Below are 25,455 nucleotides of genomic sequence, written 5' to 3' on the forward strand. Positions count from 1 at the left end.
TTCAGGGTTAATGCGGCGGGGCGCCACGCCGCCAGTGCCTAGAATCTATTGCACTGCAATAAATGCCCTAGGAGTTTGCTGTGCCAGAGAAAAAAGCGGCTGCCAAGTCCGCCCAGCGTGTCATCAAGAAGTACCCGAACCGGCGCCTGTACGATACCGACACCTCCACCTACATCACCCTGGCCGAGGTCAAGCAACTGGTGATGGCCAGCCAGCCCATCGTGGTGCGCGACGCCAAGACGGGCGAAGAGCTGACGCGCAGCATTCTGCTGCAGATCATTCTGGAAGAAGAAGCGGGCGGCGCGCCCATGTTCTCCGAGGCCGTGCTGGCCAACATCATCCGCTTCTACGGCCACGCCATGCAGGGCTTCATGGGCAGCTACCTGGAAAAGAACATCCAGACCTTCACCGACGTGCAGGCGCGCCTGGCAGAGCAGACGCAGGGCATGACGCCCGAGATGTGGAAGCAGTTCCTGGGCGGCCAGGGGCTCATGGGCGGCTACGCCGAGCAGTCGCGCGCCATGCTCACGCAGATGCAGGAGCAGTTGCAGAAGCAGACCGAGCAGATGCTCGGCGCCTTCGGCATCAAGCGCTGACGGCGCGGCTGCCCCGGCGTCAGCCGGGCGCGGGGCCGATGTAGGCCGCCAGGCCCGCCACCAGCGCATCGAACACCGCCGCGCAGCGCGGGCTGCCGCGCAGGTTCTCGTGCATCACCACCCAGGTGTCGAGTTGCAGCGACAGCTGCCGCCCGAGCACGCGCACCAGGCGCGCGTCCCGCGCCGCGAGGGGCACCTGGCAGATGCCCAGTCCATAGCCCGCGCGGATGGCGGCGAGCTGCGCCAGGTCGCTGTCCGCGCGCAGGCTGAAGTGGTTGCGGCCCAGGCCCCCCAGTTTTCCGCCCATGCGGCGGATGTACGCGGTCTCCCGGTCGTAGCCGATGAGCGCGTGGTGCGCCAGGGCCTTCAGCGATGCGGGCGTGCCGTGGCGCGCGAGGTAGTCGGCGTGCGCGTGCAGGCCGAGCTCGATGGTGCCCACCTTGCGGGCGATCAGCGCGCCCTGCGTGGGCATGAACATGCGCACGGCGATGTCCGCCTCGCGGCGCAGCAGATCGTCGGGCTGGTTCGACAGCGCCAGCTCGATGGCCAGCTGCGGGTGCGCCGTGCGCAGGCGCGCCAGGATGGGCGGCAGCACTTCCACCCCTACGATCTCGCTGGCCGTGATGCGCACCGTGCCACGCACCCCGTCGCCATGGCCGCTGGCGGCGCGGCGCAATGCCGCCGCCGTGGCCGCGATGTCGCGCGCATAGGGCTGCAGCGCCAGCGCGGCGTCGGTCGGCGCCAAGCCTTCGGGCGAGCGCGTGAACAGGCCCAGGCCCAGTGCCGCCTCCAGCCCGCCGATGTGCCGGCCCACCGTGGGCTGCGTGAGCCCCAGCGTGCGCGCGGCCGCCGAAAGCGATCCGGACTCCAGCACCTGCAGAAAGCTGCGGTACCACTCCCATGGGGGCTCGGCGTGCGGCATGGGTATTCAAAAATGTATGGTAAACAAAGAATTCTAGGCAATTTTCTTTTGGTGCCACAGGGCGCAGACTGCGCTCCGTGATGAACCACCGAACCGGGCGTGATCCGGAAACCGCCATGTCGAAGATTGCATTGTTTGGCGCCAGCGGCGCCATGGGCCGCAGCGTCGCGGCCGCCTTGCGTGCCGAGGGCCGCGCCTACCGCGTGGTGGGGCGCGGCGAAGCCGCCCTGCGCGCCGCCTTCGGGCACGACCCGCTGGCCGAGCGCGTGTGCTGGAACCCCGACGACCCCGCCTCCGTCCGCCAGGCCGCGCAGGGCGTGGAGACGCTGGTCTATATGGTGGGGGTGAACTACTGGCAGTTCGCGCTGCATCCCCGGCTCATGCGCCAGACGCTGGAGGGCGCCATCGCCGCGGGCGTGCAGAACGTGGTGCTGATCGGCACCATCTACCCCTATGGCCGCCTGCGCACCGCCAACCCGGTGCGCGAGGACCACCCGCGCGCGCCCCACACCTTCAAGGGGCGCATGCGCAAGGCGCAGGAAGACCTGCTGCTGCAGGCGCACGCGGCGGGCCGCATTCGCGCCACCGTGCTGCGCCTGCCCGACTTCTACGGCCCCGGCGTCGCGTCCAGCCTGCTGCACTCGGCCATCGAGGCCGCTGCGCACGGCGGCGTGGCCCAGATGCTCGGGCCCATCGACCGGCCGCATGAATTCGTGTACGTGCCCGACGTGGGCCCCGTGGTGCTGCGGCTGGCGCGCCATCCCCAGGCCTACGGACGCACCTGGCACCTGGCCGGCAGCGGCGCCACCACCCAGCAGGCGCTGCTGCAGGAACTGGAGCGCCTCGCGGGCCGCCCGCTGCGCCGCCGCATCGCGGGCAAGACCCTGCTGCGCATCGCGGGGCTGTTCAACCCGCTCATGCGCGAGCTGGTCGAGATGCACTACCTGGTCACCGATCCGCTCATCCTGGACGACACGGCCCTGCAGCGCTTGGTTGGCCCCCTCGCCAAGACGCCCTACGCGCAGGGGCTGCGCGAGAGCATGGTGGCGGCGCGAACGCCATGAATGACCAAGTCAGCCAGCGGACAGCGCGCGCGCCAGCCGCGATGCCGTGAGGGCGCGCGGGGCGGGCCAGATATCCGCGGCGTGCCCGTGCTGCCAGCAGGCGGCGCAGGCCGCCTCGAAGGCGTCGCCGCCCGCGGCCAGCCGGGCGCCGAGCAGCCCCGCCAGCACATCCCCGGTGCCTGCCGTGGCCAGGCGTGCGTTGCCCGTGGGGTTGATGGCCGGCGCGCGGCCCGGCGCGGCGATCACGCTGCCCGAACCCTTGAGCACGGCCACGCAGCCGAAGCGCCCGGCCAGTTGCTGGGCGGCCTGCAGGCGCCGCGCCTGCACGTCGGCGGTGGTACAGCCGAGCAGGCGCGCGGCTTCCAGCGGATGGGGCGTCAGCACGGTGGGCCGTGCCTGCGCGGCCCTGTGCGCCAGTTGCTGCTGCAAGCCGGAGTCGGCCGCGATGGCGTTGAGCGCGTCGGCGTCCAGCACCAGGCGCGGCGCTTCGGCCAGCACCTGGGGCAGCAGCGGCGCCACCGCCATGCCGCCGCCACAGCCGCACACCACGGTGAGGCGGGGCAGATCGAGGGCGTCGAAGCGGCGCAGCATCAGCTCGGGCTGCGCGGTATCGGCGGGCTGCGCGCCGCCGTCGAGCAGGGCCACGAGCACCCGGCCTGCGCCCGCGTGGAGCGCGGCGCTGCCCGCGAGCAGCGCCGCGCCGCCCATGCCCATGCCGCGCTGCGCCAGCCCCTCGCCGCCGACCACGGCGACATCGCCGTAGCTGCCCTTGTGGCTGGCGTGGGCGCGCGCGGCGGCGGCGGGCAGGCCGGGGAGCCAGGCGCAGGGCGGTTCATCGCCGGGCGCGGCGCCCAGGCCGTCGTGCCAGACGGTGCCCGCCGCATCGCGCCCCGCGCCGGTGAACAGTGCGGGCTTGAGCGTCAGCAGGCTCAGGGTGTGGCGCGGTGCGGCGGGCAGCCCGGCCGGGGCCAGCGCGGCGGCGTATTGGCCGGTGTCGGTTTGCAGGCCGGAGGGCAGATCCACGCACAGCACTGTGGCGGGGCTGGCGTGCAGGGCGTCGATGCAGGCGCGCAGGCGGGCGTCGGCCGGTCGCGGCGCGTCCTCCGGGGCCAGGCCGATGCCCAGCAGGGCGTCGATGCACAGGTCGTGCGCGCCCAGGCCGGTGGGCGGCGTGTCGGAAAAGGAGACGCCGGCATCGCGCGCGCGCTGCCATGAACGCAGGGCATCGGCGGGCGCGTGGCCGGGCTGGCCGAGCCACGTGACGGTCACGGCCACGCCATGGCGGTGCAGGTTCTGGTGCAGGTGCATGGCGGCCTCCAGGCCGTCCCCGCCGTTGTTGCCGGGGCCGCAGGCGATCCAGATGCGCTGCGCATGCGGCGCGAGCGCGCGGGCCAGGCGCGCTGTGGCCGCGCCCGCGCGCTGCATCAGCGTGTGCGCGGGCAGGGCGGCCGCGGCGGCGGCCTCGATGCGGCGCGTGGCCGCGAGGTCGAACAAGGGGAGGTGCTGGCGCGTGGTGACCGGGTGCATGGCGGCATTCTGCGCCGGCCGCGTCACCAGCGGCCGATGGCCAGCGCGCCGTGGTCGGCCTCGGGCGTGCGCTGGGCCAGCAGGTCGGCCAGCACGCGCGCGCAGCCGCTGGCCAGGGCCCAGCCGCTGTCGCCGTGGCCGATGTTGAGCCACAGGCCGGGCTGGCCGCTCAGGCCCAGCACCGGCAGACCGTCGGGCAGCATGGCACGGCTGCCGCGCCAGACCTGCACGCCCGCCGAGAGCTGCGCGCCGCCGGGGAACCAGCCGGTCAGCACCTGGTACATGCGCTCCAGCGTGGGCTGGTGGTGCGTGGCGCAGCGCCCCAGCTCCGCGCCCCCAGCGACGCGGATGCGCTGGCCCAGCCGCGTGATGCTGATGCGCTGGCTGGCATCGACCACGCTGGCCAGCGGCGCGTGCAGCTCGTCGCGCAAGGGCGTGCTCACCGTGTAGCCATGCAGCTGCGCCAGTGGCAGCCGCAGGCCCAGGGGGCGCAGGAGTTCTGCGGACGCGCTGCCCGCGCAGAGCACGATGGCGTCGAACCGGCGGGGGCTGCTGTCGCCAGCCAGTTCCACGCGGGCTGGGGCCGTGTGCAGCTGGCGCACCGTGGCGCCGAAGGCGAACTGCACGCCCAGCTCCTGTGCGGCCTGGCGCAGCATCAGGGCGAACAGGCGGCAGTTGCCCAGTTCGCCGCCGGGCAGGTGCAGGGCGCGGGCCAGGGGCGTTTGCGGGCACAGCCCGGGCTCGATGGTGCGCGCGGCTTCGGCATCGAGCTCGTGCAGCACCACGCCGGCGTCGCGCAGCAGTTGCAGCACGGGGGCCAGCGCGGCGTGCTCGGCTTCGCTGCGCAGCAGCACCAGGCCGCCGCTGCGGGTTTCCGGGTCGAGCTGCAGTGTTTCCATGGTCTGGCGCAGGCGGCCCTGGCTGTAGCGGGCCAATTGTTCGAGGGCGGCCAGGGCGGGCGGGAGCGGGCCTTTGCTGGCCTGCAGGGCGTTGCGGCGCCAGCGCCAGAGCCAGGCCAGGTCGGCGCGCGTGGCGCCGCTGGCGATGCGCACCAGGGCCTGGCGGCCGAGCAGCGGCGCGCGCGCCGGGCCCAGCGCACCTGGTGCGGCCCAGGGGCGCAGCAGCCCGGGGGCGAGCAGCGCGCCGTTGGCGAAGCTGGACTCCTCGGCGGCACTGGCGCGGCGCTCGAAGACGGTCACGGCGTGCCCGTCGCGGGCGAGTTCGTACGCAGTGGTGACTCCGACGATGCCGGCGCCCACGATGGCGATTTTCATGATTTTGGGTGTTTTTGGTCTTCAGGGCTTGCTGGGTAAGCGCTAGCAGCTATTGTTTTGTTAGTTTTCCAGGCTGCGGATCGTGCAGTGCAGCATGCCAAGGGCATTGTGCCCGCGCAAGGTGCGGCTTGGGTGGAACCGTGGGGCAAAAAGCAACCCGTGCCGCGTCTGCCGTGGGATGCATGGCCGGCCATGCTAGAATCCTTGGGTTTTGCCGAAGCCGCCTTTCCTAGGGTAATCCAGGGCCAGTGCGGCGGGCCAGGTGGCCCTGCGGCAAAACCAATCGCGAACCAGCCCTTTCAAGGTGTTGCCAGCCTCTTGCACGAGGGGCGGCAAATGGCGGGCTGGATTTAAGACCCAACCTTTGGAGCAACTCTCATGACCGTCACCATGCGTGAAATGCTGGAAGCCGGTGTCCACTTCGGCCACCAAACCCGCTTCTGGAACCCCAAGATGGCCCCGTTCATCTTCGGCCATCGCAACAAGATTCACATCATCAACCTGGAAAAGTCGCTGCCGATGTTCCAGGAGGCGCAGAAGTTCGCCAAGCAGCTCGCCGCCAACCGCGGCACCATCCTGATGGTGGGCACCAAGCGCCAGGCCCGTGAGCTGGTGGCCGAGCAGGCGCAGCGCGCCGGCGTGCCCTACGTGGACCAGCGCTGGCTGGGCGGCATGCTGACCAACTTCAAGACCGTCAAGACCTCGATCAAGCGCCTGAAGGACATGAAGGCCCAGCAGGAAGCCGGCCTGGAGTCCATGAGCAAGAAAGAGCAACTGATGTTCGTGCGCGAGCTGGAAAAGCTCGAAAAGGACATCGGCGGCATCCAGGACATGAACGCGCTGCCCGACGCCATCTTCGTGATCGACGTGGGCTACCACAAGATCGCCGTGTCCGAAGCCAAGAAGCTGGGCATTCCGCTGATCGGCGTGGTGGACTCGAACCACAACCCCGAGGGCATCGACTACGTGATCCCCGGCAACGACGACTCGGCCAAGGCTGTGGCGCTGTATGCCCGCGGCATTGCTGACGCGATCCTGGAAGGCCGCGCCAACGCCGTGGCCGACGTGGCCAAGGCCGTGGCCGGCGAAGGTTCCGACGAATTCGTGGAAGTGGAAGAATCCGCTGCCTGATTCCCCGGCTGCGCGACCGGGCGCAAGAAAAAGCGGGGCCCCTGGTGAGCCCCCTTTTTTTATTCTGTTGTGACGAAATGAACTGATACGGAGAGATTTCAATGGCTGCAATTACCGCAAGCATGGTCGCCGAGCTGCGTGCCAAGACCGACGCCCCGATGATGGAATGCAAGAAGGCCCTGACCGAGGCCGACGGCGACATGGCCAAGGCCGAGGAGCTGCTGCGCGTCAAGCTGGGCACCAAGGCCGGCAAGGCCGCCGCCCGCGTGACGGCCGAAGGCGTGGTCGCCAGCTTCATCGACGGCACCACCGGTGCCCTGGTCGAAGTGAACAGCGAGACCGACTTCGTCAGCAAGAACGACAGCTTCATCGCCATGGCCAAGGCCGCCGCCGAGCTGGTCGCCAAGCACAACCCTGCCGACGTGGACGCCCTGGGCGCGCTGCCCTACGCGCAGGACAGCTTCGGCCCCACGCTGGAAGACGTGCGCAAGGGCCTGATCGGCAAGATCGGCGAGAACATGTCGTTCCGCCGCTTCAAGCGCTTCGACGGCTCCAACCTGGCTTCCTACCTGCACGGCTCGCGCATCGGCGTGGTCGTGGAGTTCGACGGTGACGCCACCGCCGCCAAGGACGTGGCCATGCACGTGGCCGCCATGAAGCCCGTGGCCCTGACGAGCGCCGACGTGCCCGCCGACCTGATCGCCAAGGAGCGTTCGGTCGCGGAAGGCAAGGCTGACGAAGCCAACAAGGAACTCGTGGCTGCCGGCAAGCCCGCGCAAAGCGCCGAGATCACCGCCAAGCGCATCGACGGCGCCGTGCAGAAGTACCTCAAGGAAGTCTCGCTGGCCGACCAGGTGTTCGTGAAGGCCGCCGATGGCAAGCAGACCGTGGCCGCCATGCTCAAGGCCGCCAACACCACCGTGAAGGGCTTCACCCTCTACGTCGTGGGCGAAGGCATCGAGAAGAAGGCTGACGACTTCGCGGCCGAGGTGGCTGCGCAAGTGGCTGCCGCCAAGGCTGCGGCTGCCTGACAGGCAGCCATTTCCCCTTTCACCTGTTCACCACCGTTTTTGCCTTTGGAGAGTCCGCCCATGTCCAACGCCACGCCAGCCCACAAGCGCATTCTGCTCAAGTTGTCTGGCGAGGCCCTGATGGGTGACGATGCCTTCGGCATCAACCGCGCCACTATCGAACGCATGGTCGAGGAAGTGGTCGGCGTGACCCGCCTGGGCGTGCAGGTGGCGGTGGTGATCGGCGGGGGGAATATTTTCCGCGGTGTCGCGGGCGGCGCCGTGGGCATGGACCGGGCCACGGCCGACTACATGGGCATGCTGGCCACGGTGATGAACGCCCTGGCCCTGGCCGATGCCATGGACAAGCAGGGGCTGACGGCGCGCGTGATGTCGGCCATCGCCATCGACCAGGTGGTGGAGCCCTACGTGCGTCCCAAGGCCCTGCAGTACCTCGAAGAGGGCAAGGTGGTGGTGTTTGCCGCCGGCACGGGCAATCCCTTCTTCACCACGGATACGGCCGCCGCGCTGCGCGGCGCCGAGATCGGTGCCGAGGTGGTGCTCAAGGCGACCAAGGTGGATGGCGTGTATACGGCCGACCCGAACAAGGATCCATCGGCCACGCGGTATTCCAAGCTCTCGTTCGACGAGGCCATCACGCGCAACCTGGGCATCATGGATGCCACGGCGTTCGCCCTGTGCCGCGACCAGAAGCTGCCGATCCGCGTGTTCTCCATCGTCAAGCATGGCGCACTGCAGCGCGTGGTGATGGGCGAGGACGAAGGCACGCTGGTGTACGCTTGACCGCTTGGCCTTTGCGCTCACGAAGGAACAGAACATGACCATTGCCGATATCAAGAAGAACACCGAAGCCAAGATGGACCAGTCCATCCAGGCGTTCAAGAACAACCTGGCCAAGATCCGCACCGGCCGCGCCAATCCCGCGCTGCTCGACACCATCCATGTCGAGTACTACGGCTCGATGGTGCCGCTGTCCCAGGTGGCCAACGTCTCGCTGCTCGATGCGCGCACGATCAGCGTGCAGCCCTGGGAAAAGAACATGGGCGCGAAGATCGAGAAAGCCATCCGCGAGAGCGACCTGGGCCTGAATCCGGCCTCGCTGGGTGACCTGATCCGCGTGCCCATGCCGCCGATGAGCGAGGAGCGCCGCAAGGAAATGACCAAGCTCGCGCGCAACGAGGCCGAGGGTGCCAAGGTGGCCGTGCGCAACCTGCGCCGCGACGCCAACGATGCCGTGAAGAAGCTGGTCAAGGACAAGCTCGCGTCGGAAGACGACCAGAAGCGCGCCGAGGCCGACGTGCAGAAATCCACCGACAAGCGCATCGCCGAGATCGATGCGCTGGTGGCGGCCAAGGAACAAGAAATCATGGCGATTTGACGGCCTGCAGAACATCGCAGGCTGTACGCAGTCATGGCTGATTCCAACGTGGTACCGCACCACATCGCCATCGTCATGGATGGCAACGGCCGCTGGGCTTCGCGCCGCTTGCTGCCGCGCCTGGTGGGCCACAAGCAGGGGGTTGAATCGTTGCGCCGCTGCGTGCGCGCGTGCCGCGAGCGCGGCGTGCATGTGCTCACGGTGTTCGCGTTTTCCTCCGAGAACTGGAACCGTCCGCAGGACGAGGTGTCCGGCCTCATGGAACTGATGGCCATGGCGCTGGCGCGCGAGGTGCCGCAGCTGGCGAAGGAGGGCGTGCGCCTGCATTTCGTCGGTGAGCGCGCCGGGCTGTCGGACAAGGTGCGCACCGGCCTGGCGCAGTCCGAGGCCGCCACCGCACACAACACGGCGCTGGTGCTCAACGTCTGCTTCAACTACGGCGGCCGCTGGGACATCGCCCAGGCCGCTGCCGCACTGGCCCAGCGTGGCGCGCCGATCACCGAAGCCAGCCTGCACGCCGCCATGGGCATGGCGCATGTCCCGGACCCGGATCTGCTGATCCGCACCGGCGGCGAGATGCGCATCAGCAATTTCCTGCTGTGGCAGGCAGCCTATTCCGAGCTGTACTTCAGCGACCGCCTCTGGCCGGACTTCGACGAAGCCGCGCTCGATGAAGCCATTGCCGCCTACGGCGCGCGCGAGCGCCGCTTTGGCAAGACCTCCGAACAAATCCAGGCCGCGCGTTCCGCCTAGCGGCTATTCCATGCTCCAACAGCGCATCATCACCGCCCTGGTTCTGCTGGCCATCCTGCTGCCAGCCTTGCTTTACCCCGATCCGCTGCCGTTCACGCTGGTGGTGCTGGCGCTGATGGCGGCCGGCGCCTGGGAGTGGGGGCGGCTCAACGGCTTCGGCCAGGGCACGGCCCTGGGCCTGGGCGCGGTGTGCGTGGGGCTGTGCGGCCTGTCGTGGGCGGCGGGTGGCCTGCAGTCGCCCATGCCCTGGGCCTGGGCCGCGGGCGGCGGCCTGTGGGTGCTCGGTGGCGCAGGGCTGCTGCGCGCGGGCGTGGCGGGCTGGCCGCAGATTCCGAAGGCGCTGCGCGTGGCTGGTGGCCTGCTGGCCCTGTGGCTGGCGTGGCTGGCCGTGGTGCAGGCGCGCATGCTGGGCGTGAACTTCCTGCTGTCCGTGCTGTCCCTGGTATGGGTGGCCGACATCGGCGCCTACTTCGCCGGGCGGGCCTTCGGGCAGCGTTTTACGCGCAACAAGCTGGCGCCCTCCATCAGCCCGGGCAAGAGCTGGGAAGGCGTCTGGGGCGGCATGGCGGGTGTGCTGCTGCTGGCGGTGCTGTGGGTCTGGGCGGACCAGGCCATGCAGCCTGCGGTGCCGAGTTTCTACACCCGGCTGGCGCGGCAGGGCTGGTGGCTGCTGCTGCTGGGGGCCATCTTCATGGCGGCCATGAGTGTGGTGGGCGACCTGGTGGAGTCGCTGGTCAAGCGCAGCGTCGGCGCCAAGGACAGCAGCGGCTTGCTGCCAGGCCATGGCGGCGTGCTCGACCGCGTGGATGCGCTGCTGCCGACCTTGCCGCTGGCCATGATGCTTTCCTCTTGGATATACGGATGACGCAACGATTGACGGTTCTGGGCTCCACGGGCTCGATTGGCACCAGCACGCTGGACGTGGTGCGGCGCCACCCTGGCCGTTTCGAGGTGCTTGCCCTGAGCGCTGCCACGCAGGTCGATGCCCTGCTGGCCCAGTGCGCCGAATTCCAGCCCCGCTATGCCGTCATGGCGAGCGCCGAGCATGCGCGGGCCCTGGCCGAAAAAATTCAGGCAAATAGCCTTCCAACCCAGGTGCTGCAAGCGCCAGACGCTCTTGAAACCATAGCGTCACATCCCGACGTCGATGCCGTCATGGGCGCCATCGTGGGCGCGGCCGGCCTGGCGCCCTGCCTGGCGGCGGCGCGCGCGGGCAAGCGCCTGCTGCTGGCCAACAAGGAGGCGCTGGTGGTGGGCGGGGCGCTGTTCATGCACACGGTGCGCACGCACGGCTGCACGCTGCTGCCCATCGACAGCGAGCATTCCGCCATCTTCCAGTGCCTGCCGGAGGACCGCGGCACCTGGGCGCGGCGCGTGGACAGCATCCTGCTGACCGCGTCCGGTGGCCCGTTCCGCCAGCGCGACCCGGCTACCCTCGCGGCGATCACGCCCGAGCAGGCGTGCGCGCACCCGAATTTCGCCATGGGGCGGAAGATCTCCGTCGATTCCGCCACCATGATGAACAAGGCGCTGGAGGTGATCGAGGCGCGCTGGCTGTTCGACATGGCACCCGAGCAGATCAAGGTGGTGATCCACCCGCAGCAGATCATCCACTCCATGGTGCAGTTCAAGGATGCCTCCATCCTGGCGCAACTGGGCACGCCCGACATGCGCGTGCCCATCGCCTGCGGGCTGGCCTGGCCCGAACGCATCGAGAGCGGCGCGGCCCTGCTCGACTTCGCCACGCTGTCCGCGCTGGCTTTCGAGGAGGCCGATGCACGGCGCTTTCCGGGGCTGCACCTGTCGTGGCAGGCTCTGCGCGCGGCGGAGGGCACGACGGCCATCCTCAACGCGGCGAACGAGGTGGCGGTGGACGCCTTCCTGTCGCGGCGCCTGCGCTTCGACCATATCCACCGCGTGAACCTCGCGACGCTCGAACGCATCACGCCGGCGCGCACCGCCAGCCTGCACGACCTGCTGGCACTCGATGCTGAGGCGCGCAGCGTCGCGCAAGGCGCCGTGGCGCGCATGGCGGCGTGAGGGGGCACCGGCGATGCTGCTGACCGTGCTTGCTTTCTTTGTGGCGCTGGCCATCCTGATCGCCGTGCATGAGTACGGCCACTACCGCGTAGCCGTGGCCTGCGGGGTCAAGGTGCTGCGCTTTTCCGTGGGCTTCGGTACGCCCTTGCTGCGCTGGCGGCGGCAGGGCTCGCCGACGGAGTTCGTCATCGGCGCGTTTCCCCTGGGCGGCTATGTGCGCATGCTCGACGAGCGCGAGGCGCCCGTGGAGGAGAGCGAGCGCCACCTAGCCTTCAACAACCAGCCGCTGCGCTCCCGCGCTGCGATCGTCGCGGCCGGGCCGCTGGCCAACCTGCTGCTGGCGGTGCTGCTGTACGCCGTGGTCAACTGGAGCGGCGTGGAGGAACCGAAGGCGTACCTCGCCAGTCCGGCCGCAGGCTCCATCGCCGAACGGGCGGGCCTGCATGGGGGCGAACTGGTGCTGGGCGTTGGCGTAGGGGGGCAGGACATCGAGCCCGTGCGCTCCTTCGAGGACCTGCGCTGGACGCTGGCACGCGCGGCGCTGGAAGGCGACAACGTGCGCCTCGCCGTGCAGGCGCGCCCTGGCGCCGCGCAGCGCGAGATCGTGCTGGAGACATCGCGGCTGGAGGCCGGCGACGCCGATGCCCAGTTGCTGCGCAAGATCGGCATCCAGGGGCCGTGGCGGCGCCCGGTGCTGGGCGAGGTGATGGCGGGCGGCGCGGCCGAGGGCGCCGGATTGCGTGCCGGCGACCTGGTGCTGAAGATAGGCGCGGTGGAAGTGACGGACGGCGCGCAACTGCACGAGCTGATCCGCGCCTCCGTGCGCGACGGCAAGGCGCTCACGCAGGCCTGGCGCATCGAGCGCGGCGGGCAGGTTTTGACGCTGGACGTGACGCCCGGGCTGTACTGGGAGTCCGCCGATGCGCCGATTGGCCGCATCGGCGCCTACGTGGGCGCCGCGCCCGAGATGGTCACCGTGCGCTACGGCGTGCTGGAAGGGCTGTGGAGCGGCGCGGTGCGCACCTGGGAAGTCTCCAGCCTCACGCTGCGCACCATGGGCCGCATGGTGATCGGCGAGGCCTCGCTCAAGAACCTCAGCGGACCGCTGACCATCGCCGACTACGCGGGCAAATCGGCGGCCATGGGGCTGGCCTATTACCTGGGCTTTCTGGCGCTGATCAGCGTCAGCCTGGGGGTGCTCAACCTGTTGCCGCTGCCCGTTCTGGATGGGGGCCACCTGATGTATTATCTTTGGGAGGCCGTGACCGGCAGGGGCGTGTCCGATGCCTGGATGGAGCGACTGCAGCGCGCGGGCGTTGCGGTGCTGATTCTGATGATGTCCATCGCCCTGTTCAACGATATCACCCGGCTCTTTGGCTAATCTTTTTGCTGCCTGGCCCGCGCGGGCAACACCTGCTTCACTCATGACAAAACACATCAATCGCTGGGGTGTGCGCACCGCTTCGGCCATCGCCGCCATGGTTTTTGCATCCCAGGCCGCCTGGGCCCTCGCGCCCTTCAAGGTGCAGGACATCCGGGTCGAGGGGTTGCAGCGGGTCGAGCCGGGCACGATCTTTGCCTCGCTGCCGCTGCGCGTGGGCGACGAATACAACGACGAAAAAGGCTCCGCCGCGATTCGTGCGCTGTTCGCCCTCGGCCTGTTCAAGGATGTGCGCCTGGAGGCCAACGGCAACGTGCTCGTGGTGGTGGTCGAGGAGCGGCCCACGATCGCCAACGTGGAGTTCGCGGGCACCAAGGAGTTCGACAAGGACGCGCTGCAAAAGGCCATGCGCGACGTGGGCCTGGCCGAAGGCCGCCCGTTCGACAAGGCGCTGGCCGACCGTGCCGAGCAGGAGCTCAAGCGCCAGTACATCAACAAGAGCCTGTACGGCGCCGAGGTGGTGACCACCGTCACCCCGGTGGAGCGCAACCGCGTCAACCTGACCTTCACGGTGTCCGAGGGCGAGCCCGCGCGCATCAAGGAAATCCACATCACCGGCAACAAGGCCTTCAGCGAATCCACGCTCAAGGGCCTGTTCGACCTGGACACTGGCGGCTGGCTCAGCTGGTACACCAAGAGCGACCGCTATGCGCGCGCGAAGCTCAATGCCGATCTGGAAACGCTGCGTTCGTACTACCTGCAGCGCGGCTACCTCGAGTTCCGCGTCGATTCCACGCAGGTGGCCATTTCGCCAGACAAGCAGGACATCGCCATCACCGTCAACGTGACCGAGGGCGAGCGCTTCGTGGTTTCCGGCGTCAAGCTCGAAGGCAACTTCCTCGACCGTGACGACGAATTCAAATCGCTGGTCAGCATCCAGCCGGGCGAACCGTACAACGCCGACAAGGTGACCGAGACCACCAAGGCCTTCACCGAGCACTTCGGCAACTTCGGCTTCGCGTTCGCGCGCGTCGAGGCCGTGCCCGAGATCGACCGCGAGACCAACCGCGTGGCCATCGTGCTGCGCGCCGAGCCTTCGCGCCGCGCCTACGTGCGCCGCATCCAGGTCAGCGGCAACAACCGCACGCGCGACGAAGTGATCCGCCGCGAGTTCCGGCAGTACGAGGCCTCCTGGTACGACGGCGACAAGATCAAGCTGTCGCGCGACCGCGTGGACCGCCTGGGGTATTTCACCGAGGTCAACGTCGAGACGCAGGACGTGCCCGGCTCGCCCGACCAGGTGGACCTGGTGATCAACGTGGCGGAAAAGCCCACGGGCTCGCTGCAGCTCGGCGCGGGCTTCTCGAGCGCCGAGAAGATCGCGCTCTCGTTCAGCATCAAGCAGGACAACGTGTTCGGCTCGGGCAACTACCTGGGCGTGGACGTGAACACCAGCAAGTACCGCCGCACCCTGGTGTTCTCCACCACCGATCCGTACTTCACCCAGAGCGGCATCTCGCGCACCTTCGATCTCTACTATCGCACCGACAAGCCCTACCAGGACCAGGGCGGCAACTACGAGATCGTCACCACCGGGACCAGCGTGCGCTTCGGCGTGCCGTTCAGCGAGGTGGACACGGTTTTCTTCGGCGGCGGGCTGGAGCACACGCGCATCAAGGCCGGCACCAACATCCCGGCGGCCTACCTCGCCTATGCCGATGCCTATGGTTACAGCAGCACCGGTGTGCCGCTGACGATCGGCTGGTCGCGCGATGACCGCGACAGCGCGCTGGCGCCCAACTCCGGCCGCTACCAGCGCCTGAATTCGGAGTGGTCCGTGGCGGGCGACGCGCGCTACGTGCGTGCCAACTACCAGTACCAGCAGTACGTGCCGCTGAACAAGAAGTTCACCCTGGCGTTCAACGGCGAGCTGGGCCTGGGCAAGGGCATCGGCGGCCGTCCGTTCCCGGTGTTCAAGAACTTCTACTCGGGCGGCCTCGGTTCGGTGCGCGGCTTCGATCAGGGCACGCTGGGTCCGCGCGACATCACGGGCGCGTCGCTCGGCGGCCCGAAGAAGGTCACGCTCAACGCCGAGCTGGTCGCGCCGTTCCCCGGCGCCGGCAACGACCGCACGCTGCGTGTCTTCGGCTTCGTCGATGCGGGCAACGTGTTCGGCGACAACGAAAAAATCAGCTTCGGCGAAATGCGCGCTTCCGCGGGCCTGGGCCTGAGCTGGATTTCGCCGCTGGGGCCGCTGCGCATCGCCTATGCACAGCCCGTGCGCAAGCAAGCAGGCGATAAAATCCAGAAACTGCAATTCCAAATCGGAACGTCCTTCTAATGAAAACCTTCTCTCGTCATTTCTCCCTGGCCGTGTTGCTGGGCTCCATGGCTCTGGCGGCTCCGTTGGCCGCGCATGCCGAAGAATTCAAGGCGGGTTTCGTCAACACCGACCGCCTGTTCCGCGAAGCCAACGCCGCCAAGGCCGCGCAGTCCAAGCTCGAGCAGGAATTCGCCAAGCGCGAGAAGGAACTCATGGACATGGGCAACACCCTCAAGTCCGCGTCGGAAAAGTTCGAGCGCGACGCGCCCACCATGGCCGAAAGCCAGCGCCAGACGCGCCAGCGCCAGCTCGTCGATCAGGACCGCGAGTTCCAGCGCAAGCGCCGCGAGTTCCAGGAAGACCTGAGCGCGCGCAAGAACGAGGAGCTGGCCCAGGTGCTGGAGCGTGCCAACAAGGTCGTCAAGCAGGTGGCCGAGCAGGAGAAGTACGACGTGATCCTGCAGGAAGCCGTCTACATCAACCCCAAGCACGACATCACCGACAAGGTGCTCAAGGCGCTCAACGCCGCCGCCAAGTGATGCGCCGTTCGCAGGATCGCGTGTGAGCTTGCTGCTAGGGCAGATCGTCGATGCGCTCGGCGGCGAACTGGAGGGGGCGGCACGCGAGACCCGCATTGCACGCATAGCCCCCCTGGAATCCGCCGGCCCGGGCGATCTGAGCTTTCTCAGCAATCCCCGCTACCAACAGCAGCTGGCCGCCTCCCAGGCGGCCTGCGTCATTGTGGCGCCTGCGCTGCGGGAGCAAGCCCGCCAGCGCGGTGCCTGCATCGTCGCCGCCAACCCCTATGCCTACTTCGCGCGCGCCACCCAGCTGTGGCGCCAGGTGCAGGGCAGGGGGCAGGCGCCGGGCGTGCACCCCAGTGCCGTGGTGCACCCGGACGCGCAGGTCGATGCCAGCGCCACCATTGGCCCGCTGTGCGTGGTCGAGCGCGGCGCGCGCATCGGGGCCCACACCTGGCTCAAGTCGCGCGTTACCGTGGGCGAGGATTGCCAAGTGGGCGCGCGCTGCATCCTGCATGCGGGCGTCGTGATCGGCGCCGACGGTTTCGGCTTCGCGCCCGAGGACGGCGCCTGGGTCAAGATCGAGCAACTGGGCGCGGTGCGCATCGGCGACGACGTGGAGCTTGGTGCCAACACCTGCGTGGACCGCGGCGCGCTCGACGACACGGTCATCGAGGATGGCGTGAAGCTCGACAACCTGGTGCAGATCGGCCACAACGTGCACGTCGGGCGGCATGCGGCCATGGCGGGCTGCGCGGGCGTGGCGGGCAGTGCACGCATCGGTGCGCATTGCACGGTGGGCGGCGGCGGCATTGTGCTGGGCCACCTGGCGCTGGCCGACCACGTGCATGTATCCGCCGCCACCACCGTGACGCGTTCGATCAGCCAGCCCGGCCTGTACACCGGCATGTTTCCCGCCGACGAAAACGCCAAGTGGGAAAAGAACGCCGCCACACTCAAGCAATTGCACGCCTTGCGCGAACGCATCAAGGCGCTGGAACAGGCACTGAAAGCCACATAGAAAAACGGAAAACCAGATGATGGATATTCACGCAATCCTCAAGCAGCTGCCCCACCGCTACCCCTTCCTGCTGGTGGACAAGGTGGTCGAGCTTGAACGCAACCAGCGCATCCGGGCCATCAAGAACGTCACGTTCAACGAGCCGTATTTCATGGGCCATTTCCCTGGCCGTCCCGTCATGCCGGGGGTATTGATCCTGGAAGCGCTGGCCCAGGCCGCCGGGCTGCTGGCCTTCGATGCCATGGGCCAGGTGCCGGACGAAAACAACATCTACTACTTCGTCGGCATCGACGGCGCGCGCTTCAAGCGTCCCGTGGAGCCCGGCGACCAGCTCATCCTGGACATCACCATCGACCGCGTGCGCGGCGGCATCTGGAAGTTCAACGGCGTGGGCCGCGTGGGCGACGAAGTCGCGTGCGAGGCACAACTGATGTGCACCATGCGCCAAGTGGGCTGACACGGGCCAGAGTGCCGTCACGCGCCGTGAGCAACATCCACCAGACCGCCATTGTCGATGCCGGGGCCGAGATCGACCCGGGCGTGACCATTGGCCCCTACGCCGTCATCGGCCCGCACGTGCGCATTGGCGCGGGCACCCGTGTGGGCGCGCATTGCGTGATCGAGGGGCGCACCACCATCGGCCGGGACAACCGCATCTTCCAGTTCGCCTCGCTCGGCGCGGTGCCGCAGGACAAGAAGTACGCGGGTGAGGACACGCGGCTCGTCATCGGCGACCGCAACACCATCCGCGAGTTCTGCACCGTCAACACCGGCACGGCCCAGGACAAGGGCGTGACCACCATCGGCGACGACAACTGGATCATGGCCTACGTGCACATCGCGCACGACTGCGTGGTGGGGCACCAGACCACCATGGCCAACAACACCACGCTGGCCGGCCACGTGGAGGTGGGCGACTGGGCCACCGTGGGCGGGCTCACGGGCGTGCTGCAGCGCATGCGCATCGGCGCGCACGCCATGGTGGGCTTCGCCAGCCACATCGGCAAGGACGTTCCCCCGTTCATGGTGGTGGACGGCAACCCGCTGGCCGTGCGCGGCGTGAACCTCGTGGGGCTGCGCCGCCGCGATTTCTCCGCCGAACGCATCGCGTCTATCCGCGAGATGCACAAGCTGCTGTACCGCCAGGGGCTGACGCTGGAGCAGGCCCGCCAGGCCATCCAGGCGCTGGCCGCGCAGGCGCCCGAGGCGGCGCAGGACGTGGCGGTGATGGACACCTTCCTGGCCGCATCCGCCCAGGGCATCGCCCGTTAGAGCCCATGAGCGAACGGCATGCGCCCCGCATCGCGATGGTGGCGGGCGAAACTTCGGGCGATCTGCTGGCGGGCCTGTTGCTCGACGGCATGCAGGCCCACTGGCCCGCGTTGACGGCCCATGGCATCGGCGGGCCGCAGATGGCGCGCCGGGGCTTCGATGCGCGCTGGCCCAGCGACCGGCTGGCCGTGCATGGCTACAGCCTGGAGGTGCTGCGCCGCTTGCGCGAGCTGCTGCGCATGCGCAAGACGCTGCGCGCGGATTTGCTGCAGAACCGGCCCGACGTGTTCATCGGCGTCGATGCCCCGGACTTCAACCTGGGCCTGGAGGCCGACCTGCGCGCTGCCGGCATCAAGACCGTGCATTTCGTCTGCCCCTCGATCTGGGCCTGGCGCGCCGGCCGGGTGGAGAAAATCCGCCGCGCGGCCGACCACGTGCTGTGCATCTTCCCGTTCGAGCCCGAGCTGCTGGCGCGCCATGGCATTTCCGCCAGCTACGTCGGCCATCCGCTGGCCAGCGTGATTCCCCTGGTGCCGGACCGCGCCGCGGCGCGTGCCCAACTGGGTTTGGCGCCCGGAGACACCGTGCTGGCGATTCTCCCGGGCAGCCGCTCGGCCGAGGTGCAGTACATCGCTCCGGCATTCTTTCAGGCCGCAGCCCTTATCCAGCAAGCGCTACCAGCTATCAAAATGGTAGTCCCCGCGGTGCCCGCGCTGCAGGAGCGCATCGCCGAGGTGGCGCGCGACTGCGGCGTGGCCGACCGGCTGCGGATCGTCACGGGCCAGTCGCACACCGTGCTGGCGGCCTGCGATGCCACGCTGATCGCCAGCGGCACCGCCACGCTGGAGGCCGCGCTGTTCAAGCGCCCCATGGTGATCGGCTACCGCATGCAGGGCTGGAGCTGGCGCCTGATGCGGCGCAAGCAGCTCCAGCCGTGGGTGGGGCTGCCCAATATCCTGTGCGGCGACTTCGTGGTGCCGGAGCTGATCCAGGATGCTGCCACGCCCGAGGCGCTGGCCGCCGCCACGCTGCGCTGGCTGCGGGCCCGTGCCGAAGCGCCCGGCACCCTGGCAGCCCTGGAGCAGCGCTTCACGGCGCTGCACCATGAATTGCTGCGCGATACCCCCCGATTGGCTGCCGATGCGATCCAGAAAGTCCTTGGCGCCTGAGCCGCTGCAAGTGCCCCTGCCGTGGCATCCCCCCGGCCTCATTGCGGGCGTGGACGAAGCCGGGCGCGGTCCGCTGGCCGGGCCCGTGGTCGCGGCCGCGGTGATCCTGGACGACCAGCGGCCCATCGCCGGGCTGGCCGACTCCAAGAAGCTGAGCCCGGCGCGGCGCGAGGCGCTGTTCGACGAGATCCGCGCCCATGCGCTGTGCTGCAGCATCGCCGAGGCCAGCGTCGAGGAAATCGACCGCCTGAACATCCTGCAGGCCACGCTGCTGGCCATGCGCCGGGCAGTGCAGGGGCTGCGCCTCAAGCCGGTGATGGTGCTGGTCGATGGCAACCGCCTGCCCGTGCTCGACGTGCCCGCCGAGGCCATCGTCAAGGGCGACGCGCGCGTGCAGGCCATCTCGGCGGCGTCCATCCTGGCCAAGGTGCACCGCGACCGCTGGTGCGCGCAACTGCACGAGCGCTACCCGCAGTACGGCTTTGCCGGGCACAAGGGCTATGGCACGGCGGCGCACATGGCGGCACTGCGCGCGCATGGCGCGTGTCCCGAACACCGGCGCACGTTCGCGCCCGTCGCACAGCTTCTCTGAGGGATCGCATGCCATCCTCCGTCACCTTCGTTCATTCCCGCGACAACGCTTTCGTCAAGGACCTGCGCCGCCTGGCGCAGGACAGCACGGCCTACCGCAAGCAGGGGCGCGTCTGGCTGGAAGGCGACCACCTGTGCCGGGCGCTGCTGGCGCGCGGCCAGCGTCCGGCGGTGGCCGTGTTTTCGGAGTCTTTTTGGCCTCTGGCCCAATCCCAGTACGCGCAAGCAGCTATGAAAAACATAGTTCTTGCGGACGCGCTCTGGACCGATATCAGCGGGCTGGAGTCGCCCGCGCCGCAGGGCATGGGGTTCGTGCTCGACCTGGCCGCCGCGCCTGCGCTGCAGCCGGGCGCGGCCACCGTGGTGCTCGACCGCCTGCAGGACGCGGGCAACGTCGGTTCGATCCTGCGCAGCGCCTCGGCGTTCGGGTTCGCCCAGGTGCTCGCCCTCAAGGGGTGTGCGGCGCTGTGGTCACCGAAGGTGCTGCGCGCCGGCATGGGCGCGCATTTTGCCTTGCGCCTGGTCGAGGGCGCAGGGCTGGCGCAGGTGCAGGCGCTGGGGCTGCCCTTGCTGGTCACCAGCTCGCACCAGGGCGACTACCTGCACCGGGCCGCGCTGCCGTGGCCGTGCGCCTGGGTGCTGGGCCACGAGGGCCAGGGGGTGGCGCCCGCGCTGGAGGCGCTGGCTGCGCAGCGCATCCGCATCGCCCAGCCCGGGGGCGAGGAGTCGCTCAACGTGGCGGCCGCGGCGGCCATCTGCCTGCACGCGAGCGGCGCCGCGCGCTGATGGTTTTTGCCGTTCCTCGCCGCTTCCGGCGCGGGCCTGCGGTTATCCTGGCGGCAGGGCTCGGGAAAGAGGGGCTTGGTATAATCAGAGGCTTTTCTCGCAATAGCGTCGCCCGATCGCACCCCAAAGCAACAACCTATCTGAGAGCAGCCACGGGCACTTGTGTACTGCGCGCGCACCACCGCGTGCACGAGTGGCCTTCAGGCGCCGGGCGACCGCAACCATCCGGAGAACCCAGTGCTTTTGTCTCTACAGGGAGCTTTCCCACCCGCCATCCTGGCGCTCGCAGACGGCACGGTCTTTATCGGTAACTCGATCGGTGCCACCGGCACCACCGTCGGTGAGGTGGTGTTCAACACCTCCATCACCGGCTACCAGGAAATCCTCACCGACCCCAGCTACTGCCAGCAGATCGTGACGCTCACGTATCCGCACATCGGCAACTACGGCGTCAACCCCGAGGATGTCGAGGCCGACAAGATCCATGCCGCGGGCCTGATCATCAAGAACCTGCCCCTGCTGGCGAGCAACTTCCGCCAGACCGAAACCCTCTCGCAATACCTGGCGCGCGAGAACACCGTGGCCATTGCCAACATCGACACGCGCCGCCTCACGCGCCTGCTGCGCGACAAGGGCGCGCAGAACGGCGCCATCGTCGGCCTGGCCGCGGGCGAGGCCGCCACGCCCGAGCGCATCGCCGCCGCCGTGGCCGCCGCCAAGGCCGCGCCCGACATGAACGGGCTGGACCTGGCCAAGGTCGTCTCCACCACGCAGCCCTACACCTGGGACCAGACCGAGTGGGAACTGGGCCAGGGCTATGGCCAGCAGACCGCGCCGCGCTTCAAGGTGGTGGCGTATGACTTCGGCGTCAAGCACAACATCCTGCGCATGCTGGCCAGCCGCGGCTGCGCGCTCACGGTGGTGCCGGCGCAAACGCCAGCCGCCGAGGTGCTGGCGATGAACCCGGACGGCATCTTCCTGTCCAACGGCCCCGGCGACCCGGCGGCCTGCGGCTACGCCATCACGGCGGTGCAGCAGATCCTGGACAGCGGCGTGCCCACCTTCGGCATCTGCCTGGGCCACCAGATCATGGCCCTGGCCAGCGGTGCCAAGACCTTCAAGATGGACAACAGCCACCACGGCGCCAACCATCCGGTGAAGGACCTCGACACCGGCCGCGTGAGCATCACCAGCCAGAACCATGGCTTCGCCGTGGATATGCAGTCCCTGCCCGCCACGCTGCGTCCCACGCACATCAGCCTGTTCGACGGCACGTTGCAGGGCCTGGAGCGCACCGACAAGCCTGCGTTCTGCTTCCAGGGCCACCCTGAGGCCTCGCCCGGCCCGCATGACATCGCCTACCTGTTCGACCGCTTCACCGCGCTGATGGAGAAGAAATAATGCCAAAGCGCACCGACCTCAAATCGATCCTCATCATTGGCGCCGGCCCGATCATCATCGGCCAGGCCTGCGAGTTCGACTACTCCGGCGTGCAGGCCTGCAAGGCCCTGCGCGAAGAGGGCTACCGCGTCATCCTGATCAACAGCAACCCCGCGACGATCATGACCGACCCGGCAACGGCCGACGTGACCTACATCGAGCCCATCACCTGGCAGACGGTCGAGAAGATCATCGCCAAGGAGCGCCCCGACGCCATCCTGCCCACCATGGGCGGCCAGACCGCGCTGAACTGCGCGCTCGACCTGTGGCGCAACGGGGTTTTGCACAAGCACAAGGTGGAGCTGATCGGTGCCACGCCCGAGGCCATCGACAAGGCCGAGGACCGCCTGAAGTTCAAGGACGCGATGACGCGCATCGGCCTCGGCTCGGCACGCTCGGGCATCGCGCATTCGATGGAAGAAGCCTGGGCCGTGCAGAAGAACGTGGGCTTCCCCACCGTCATCCGCCCCAGCTTCACGCTGGGCGGCACGGGCGGCGGCATCGCCTACAACCCCGAGGAATTCGAGATCATCTGCAAGCGCGGCCTCGAAGCCTCGCCGACCAACGAGTTGCTGATCGAGGAATCGCTGCTCGGCTGGAAGGAGTACGAGATGGAGGTCGTCCGCGACAAGAAGGACAACTGCATCATCGTCTGCTCCATAGAGAACCTCGACCCCATGGGCGTGCACACGGGCGACTCGATCACCGTGGCTCCGGCGCAGACGCTGACCGACAAGGAATACCAGATCATGCGCAACGCCAGCCTGGCGGTGCTGCGCGAGATCGGCGTGGACACGGGCGGCTCCAACGTGCAGTTCTCGGTGAACCCGAAGGACGGCCGCATGATCGTGATCGAGATGAACCCGCGCGTGTCGCGCTCCTCGGCGCTCGCATCCAAGGCCACGGGCTTCCCCATCGCCAAGGTGGCGGCCAAGCTGGCTGTGGGCTACACGCTCGACGAACTGAAGAACGACATTACCGGCGGCGCCACGCCCGCGTCGTTCGAGCCCTCGATCGACTACGTGGTGACCAAGATCCCGCGCTTCGCGTTCGAGAAGTTCCCCGCCGCCGACGACCGCCTGACCACGCAGATGAAGAGCGTGGGCGAGGTCATGGCCATGGGCCGCACCTTCCAGGAATCGTTCCAGAAGGCGCTGCGCGGCCTCGAAGTGGGCGTGGACGGCCTGAACGAGAAGACCCAGGACCGCGAGGTGCTCGAAAAGGAACTGGGCGAGCCCGGCCCCGAGCGCATCTGGTACGTGGGCGACGCCTTCGCCATGGGCCTGTCGGTGGACGAGGTGTTCGAGCTGACCAAGATCGACCGCTGGTTCCTGGTGCAGATCGAGGAGATCGTGAAGATCGAACTCGACCTCGACAAGCTGGTGGCCGAGAAGGGCGCGCAGGCGCTGGCCGCGCTCGACGCTGCCACACTGCGCGCGCTCAAGCAGAAGGGCTTCTCCGACCGCCGCCTGGCCAAGCTGCTCAAGACCAGCGACAAGGCCGTGCGCGAGGCGCGCCGCGCCCTGAACGTGCGCCCGGTCTACAAGCGCGTGGACACCTGCGCCGCCGAGTTCCCGACCAACACCGCCTACATGTACTCCACGTACGACGAGGAATGCGAAGCGGCGCCGACCAGCAAGAAGAAGATCATGGTGCTCGGCGGCGGCCCGAACCGCATCGGCCAGGGCATCGAGTTCGACTATTGCTGCGTGCACGCTGCGCTGGCGATGCGCGAGGACGGCTACGAGACCATCATGGTCAACTGCAACCCCGAGACCGTCTCGACCGACTACGACACCTCCGACCGCCTGTACTTCGAGCCGCTCACGCTTGAGGACGTGCTGGAAATCGTGGACAAGGAAAAGCCCGAGGGCGTGATCGTGCAGTACGGCGGCCAGACGCCCTTGAAGCTGGCGCTGGGCCTGGAGGCCGAGGGCGTGCCCATCATCGGCACCACGCCCGACATGATCGACGCCGCCGAGGACCGCGAGCGCTTCCAGCAGCTGCTGCACTCGCTGGGCCTGCGCCAGCCGCCCAACGCCACGGCCCGCACCGAGGCCGAGGCGCTGGAAAAGGCCGCCGCGCTGGGCTATCCGCTGGTGGTGCGCCCCAGCTACGTGCTGGGCGGACGCGCCATGGAAATCGTGCACGAGCAGCGCGACCTGGAGCGCTACATGCGCGAGGCCGTCAAGGTCAGCAACGACTCGCCCGTGCTGCTCGACCACTTCCTGTCGAACGCCATCGAGTGCGATGTGGACTGCGTGCGCGATGCCACCGGCGCCGTCTTCATCGGCGGCGTGATGGAGCACATCGAGCAGGCCGGCGTGCACTCGGGCGACTCGGCCTGCTCGCTGCCGCCGTACTACCTCAAGCCCGAGACCGTGGCCGAGATCAAGCGCCAGACCGCCGCCATGGCCGAGGGCCTGAACGTCGTCGGCCTGATGAACGTGCAGTTCGCCATCCAGGAAACCGAAGGCGGCGACGTGATCTACGTGCTCGAAGTGAACCCGCGTGCCAGCCGCACCGTGCCCTTCGTCAGTAAGGCCACGGGCATCCAGCTTGCCAAGGTGGCCGCGCGCTGCATGGCGGGCCAGACGCTGGCCGCGCAGGGCATCACCAAGGAAGTCACGCCGCCGTACTTCAGCGTGAAGGAGGCCGTGTTCCCGTTCGTCAAGTTCCCCGGCGTGGACACCATCCTCGGCCCCGAGATGAAGTCCACCGGCGAAGTCATGGGCGTGGGCAAGACCTTCGGCGAAGCCTTCGTCAAGAGCCAGCTCGGCGCCGGCACGCGGCTGCCCACCTCGGGCAAGGTGTTCCTCACGGTGAAGAACGCCGACAAGCCGCGCGCCGTGGCCATCGCGCGCGAACTCGCGGCCATGGGCTTCGAGCTGCTGGCCACGCGCGGCACGGCGGCGGCCATCGCCGCCGCAGGCGTGCCCGTCACGGTGGTCAACAAGGTGACCGAAGGCCGCCCGAACATCGTGGACATGATGAAGAGCAACGAGATCGCCATGGTCATCAACACCGTGGAAGAGCGCCGCAACGCCATCGCCGACTCGCGCGCCATCCGCACCAATGCGCTGCTGGCGCGCGTGACCACCTTCACCACCATCTTCGGCGCCGAGGCCGCCGTCGATGGCATGAAGGCCATGGGCCAGCTGAACGTGATTTCCGTGCAGGAAATGCACGCCCAGCTGCAGGCCTGAGCCCCAGGGCTGATCGGGCATAATTGCCG

The 25,455-nt window shown here is 68.5% G+C and carries 23 protein-coding genes; 20 read left to right on the forward strand and 3 right to left on the reverse strand.

Features of this window, described 5'->3' with window-relative positions; all coding sequences use genetic code 11:
- Positions 1–80: 80 nt before the first annotated feature.
- A complete protein-coding gene (phaR, locus tag YS110_02120) occupies positions 81–596 on the forward strand; it encodes a polyhydroxyalkanoate synthesis repressor PhaR (GenBank protein UJB63636.1) in 516 nt (171 codons plus the stop codon).
- A gap of 19 nt (positions 597–615) precedes the next feature.
- On the opposite strand, the gene YS110_02125 is transcribed toward phaR, so the two are convergent.
- Complete coding sequence (locus YS110_02125) at positions 616–1,518, reverse strand: LysR family transcriptional regulator (GenBank protein UJB63637.1); 903 nt, start codon at positions 1,516–1,518, stop codon at positions 616–618.
- 116 nt (positions 1,519–1,634) lie between these two features.
- Between YS110_02125 and YS110_02130 the strand changes: the two genes are divergently transcribed.
- Positions 1,635–2,582, forward strand: a complete 948-nt coding sequence (locus YS110_02130) for an NAD-dependent epimerase/dehydratase family protein (protein UJB63638.1) — start codon at positions 1,635–1,637, stop codon at positions 2,580–2,582.
- Between the two features lie 9 nt (positions 2,583–2,591).
- On the opposite strand, the gene YS110_02135 is transcribed toward YS110_02130, so the two are convergent.
- Positions 2,592–4,109: an NAD(P)H-hydrate dehydratase gene (locus YS110_02135; protein UJB63639.1), complete on the reverse strand. Its 1,518-nt coding sequence runs from the start codon at positions 4,107–4,109 to the stop codon at positions 2,592–2,594.
- Positions 4,110–4,132: 23 nt separating this feature from the next.
- On the reverse strand, positions 4,133–5,383 hold the full coding sequence (locus YS110_02140) for an FAD-dependent oxidoreductase (protein UJB63640.1): 1,251 nt from the start codon (positions 5,381–5,383) through the stop codon (positions 4,133–4,135).
- 378 nt (positions 5,384–5,761) lie between these two features.
- Here YS110_02140 and rpsB point away from each other — a divergent pair, with 378 nt between their 5' ends.
- The 18 genes from rpsB (at position 5,762) to carB (ending at position 25,426) form a co-directional block, all read left to right on the forward strand.
- Positions 5,762–6,514 carry a 30S ribosomal protein S2 gene (gene rpsB / locus YS110_02145; GenBank protein UJB63641.1) on the forward strand — a complete coding sequence of 251 codons (753 nt, stop codon included), beginning with the start codon at positions 5,762–5,764 and terminating at the stop codon, positions 6,512–6,514.
- Positions 6,515–6,615: 101 nt separating this feature from the next.
- Complete coding sequence (locus tag YS110_02150) at positions 6,616–7,545, forward strand: elongation factor Ts (protein UJB63642.1); 930 nt, start codon at positions 6,616–6,618, stop codon at positions 7,543–7,545.
- A 60-nt stretch (positions 7,546–7,605) separates the two neighbouring features.
- Positions 7,606–8,328 carry a UMP kinase gene (locus YS110_02155; protein ID UJB63643.1) on the forward strand — a complete coding sequence of 241 codons (723 nt, stop codon included), beginning with the start codon at positions 7,606–7,608 and terminating at the stop codon, positions 8,326–8,328.
- Between the two features lie 34 nt (positions 8,329–8,362).
- Positions 8,363–8,923 (forward strand): ribosome recycling factor, encoded by a 561-nt coding sequence (frr, locus tag YS110_02160; GenBank protein UJB63644.1) that lies wholly within the window; start codon positions 8,363–8,365, stop codon positions 8,921–8,923.
- A gap of 33 nt (positions 8,924–8,956) precedes the next feature.
- Positions 8,957–9,676: a di-trans,poly-cis-decaprenylcistransferase gene (gene uppS, locus YS110_02165; GenBank protein ID UJB63645.1), complete on the forward strand. Its 720-nt coding sequence runs from the start codon at positions 8,957–8,959 to the stop codon at positions 9,674–9,676.
- A 10-nt stretch (positions 9,677–9,686) separates the two neighbouring features.
- Positions 9,687–10,541 carry a phosphatidate cytidylyltransferase gene (locus tag YS110_02170; GenBank protein UJB63646.1) on the forward strand — a complete coding sequence of 285 codons (855 nt, stop codon included), beginning with the start codon at positions 9,687–9,689 and terminating at the stop codon, positions 10,539–10,541.
- Positions 10,538–11,716, forward strand: a complete 1,179-nt coding sequence (locus tag YS110_02175) for a 1-deoxy-D-xylulose-5-phosphate reductoisomerase (GenBank protein ID UJB63647.1) — start codon at positions 10,538–10,540, stop codon at positions 11,714–11,716. Before YS110_02170 ends, YS110_02175 begins: the two co-directional genes overlap by 4 nt.
- 13 nt (positions 11,717–11,729) lie before the next feature.
- On the forward strand, positions 11,730–13,097 hold the full coding sequence (rseP, locus tag YS110_02180; protein UJB63648.1) for an RIP metalloprotease RseP: 1,368 nt from the start codon (positions 11,730–11,732) through the stop codon (positions 13,095–13,097).
- A 43-nt stretch (positions 13,098–13,140) separates the two neighbouring features.
- Positions 13,141–15,438: an outer membrane protein assembly factor BamA gene (bamA, locus tag YS110_02185; protein UJB63649.1), complete on the forward strand. Its 2,298-nt coding sequence runs from the start codon at positions 13,141–13,143 to the stop codon at positions 15,436–15,438.
- Positions 15,438–15,959 carry an OmpH family outer membrane protein gene (locus YS110_02190; GenBank protein ID UJB63650.1) on the forward strand — a complete coding sequence of 174 codons (522 nt, stop codon included), beginning with the start codon at positions 15,438–15,440 and terminating at the stop codon, positions 15,957–15,959. Before bamA ends, YS110_02190 begins: the two co-directional genes overlap by 1 nt.
- Positions 15,960–15,981: 22 nt before the next feature.
- Entirely contained in the window at positions 15,982–16,962 is a 981-nt protein-coding gene (lpxD, locus tag YS110_02195) for a UDP-3-O-(3-hydroxymyristoyl)glucosamine N-acyltransferase (GenBank protein UJB63651.1), read from the forward strand.
- Positions 16,963–16,978: 16 nt separating this feature from the next.
- Positions 16,979–17,419: a 3-hydroxyacyl-ACP dehydratase FabZ gene (fabZ, locus tag YS110_02200; GenBank protein UJB63652.1), complete on the forward strand. Its 441-nt coding sequence runs from the start codon at positions 16,979–16,981 to the stop codon at positions 17,417–17,419.
- Between the two features lie 26 nt (positions 17,420–17,445).
- Positions 17,446–18,234: an acyl-ACP--UDP-N-acetylglucosamine O-acyltransferase gene (gene lpxA, locus YS110_02205; GenBank protein ID UJB63653.1), complete on the forward strand. Its 789-nt coding sequence runs from the start codon at positions 17,446–17,448 to the stop codon at positions 18,232–18,234.
- A gap of 5 nt (positions 18,235–18,239) precedes the next feature.
- Complete coding sequence (lpxB, locus tag YS110_02210; protein ID UJB63654.1) at positions 18,240–19,403, forward strand: lipid-A-disaccharide synthase; 1,164 nt, start codon at positions 18,240–18,242, stop codon at positions 19,401–19,403.
- Entirely contained in the window at positions 19,375–19,995 is a 621-nt protein-coding gene (gene rnhB, locus YS110_02215) for a ribonuclease HII (GenBank protein ID UJB63655.1), read from the forward strand. Before lpxB ends, rnhB begins: the two co-directional genes overlap by 29 nt.
- Before the next feature lie 8 nt (positions 19,996–20,003).
- On the forward strand, positions 20,004–20,780 hold the full coding sequence (locus YS110_02220; protein UJB63656.1) for an RNA methyltransferase: 777 nt from the start codon (positions 20,004–20,006) through the stop codon (positions 20,778–20,780).
- Positions 20,781–21,017: 237 nt separating this feature from the next.
- Positions 21,018–22,181: a glutamine-hydrolyzing carbamoyl-phosphate synthase small subunit gene (gene carA / locus YS110_02225; protein ID UJB63657.1), complete on the forward strand. Its 1,164-nt coding sequence runs from the start codon at positions 21,018–21,020 to the stop codon at positions 22,179–22,181.
- Entirely contained in the window at positions 22,181–25,426 is a 3,246-nt protein-coding gene (gene carB / locus YS110_02230) for a carbamoyl-phosphate synthase large subunit (protein UJB63658.1), read from the forward strand. The genes carA and carB overlap by 1 nt, the downstream gene beginning before the upstream one ends.
- Positions 25,427–25,455 lie beyond the last annotated feature (29 nt).

It is taken from the genome of Acidovorax sp. YS12 (assembly GCA_021496925.1).
Taxonomy (GTDB): domain Bacteria; phylum Pseudomonadota; class Gammaproteobacteria; order Burkholderiales; family Burkholderiaceae_C; genus Paenacidovorax.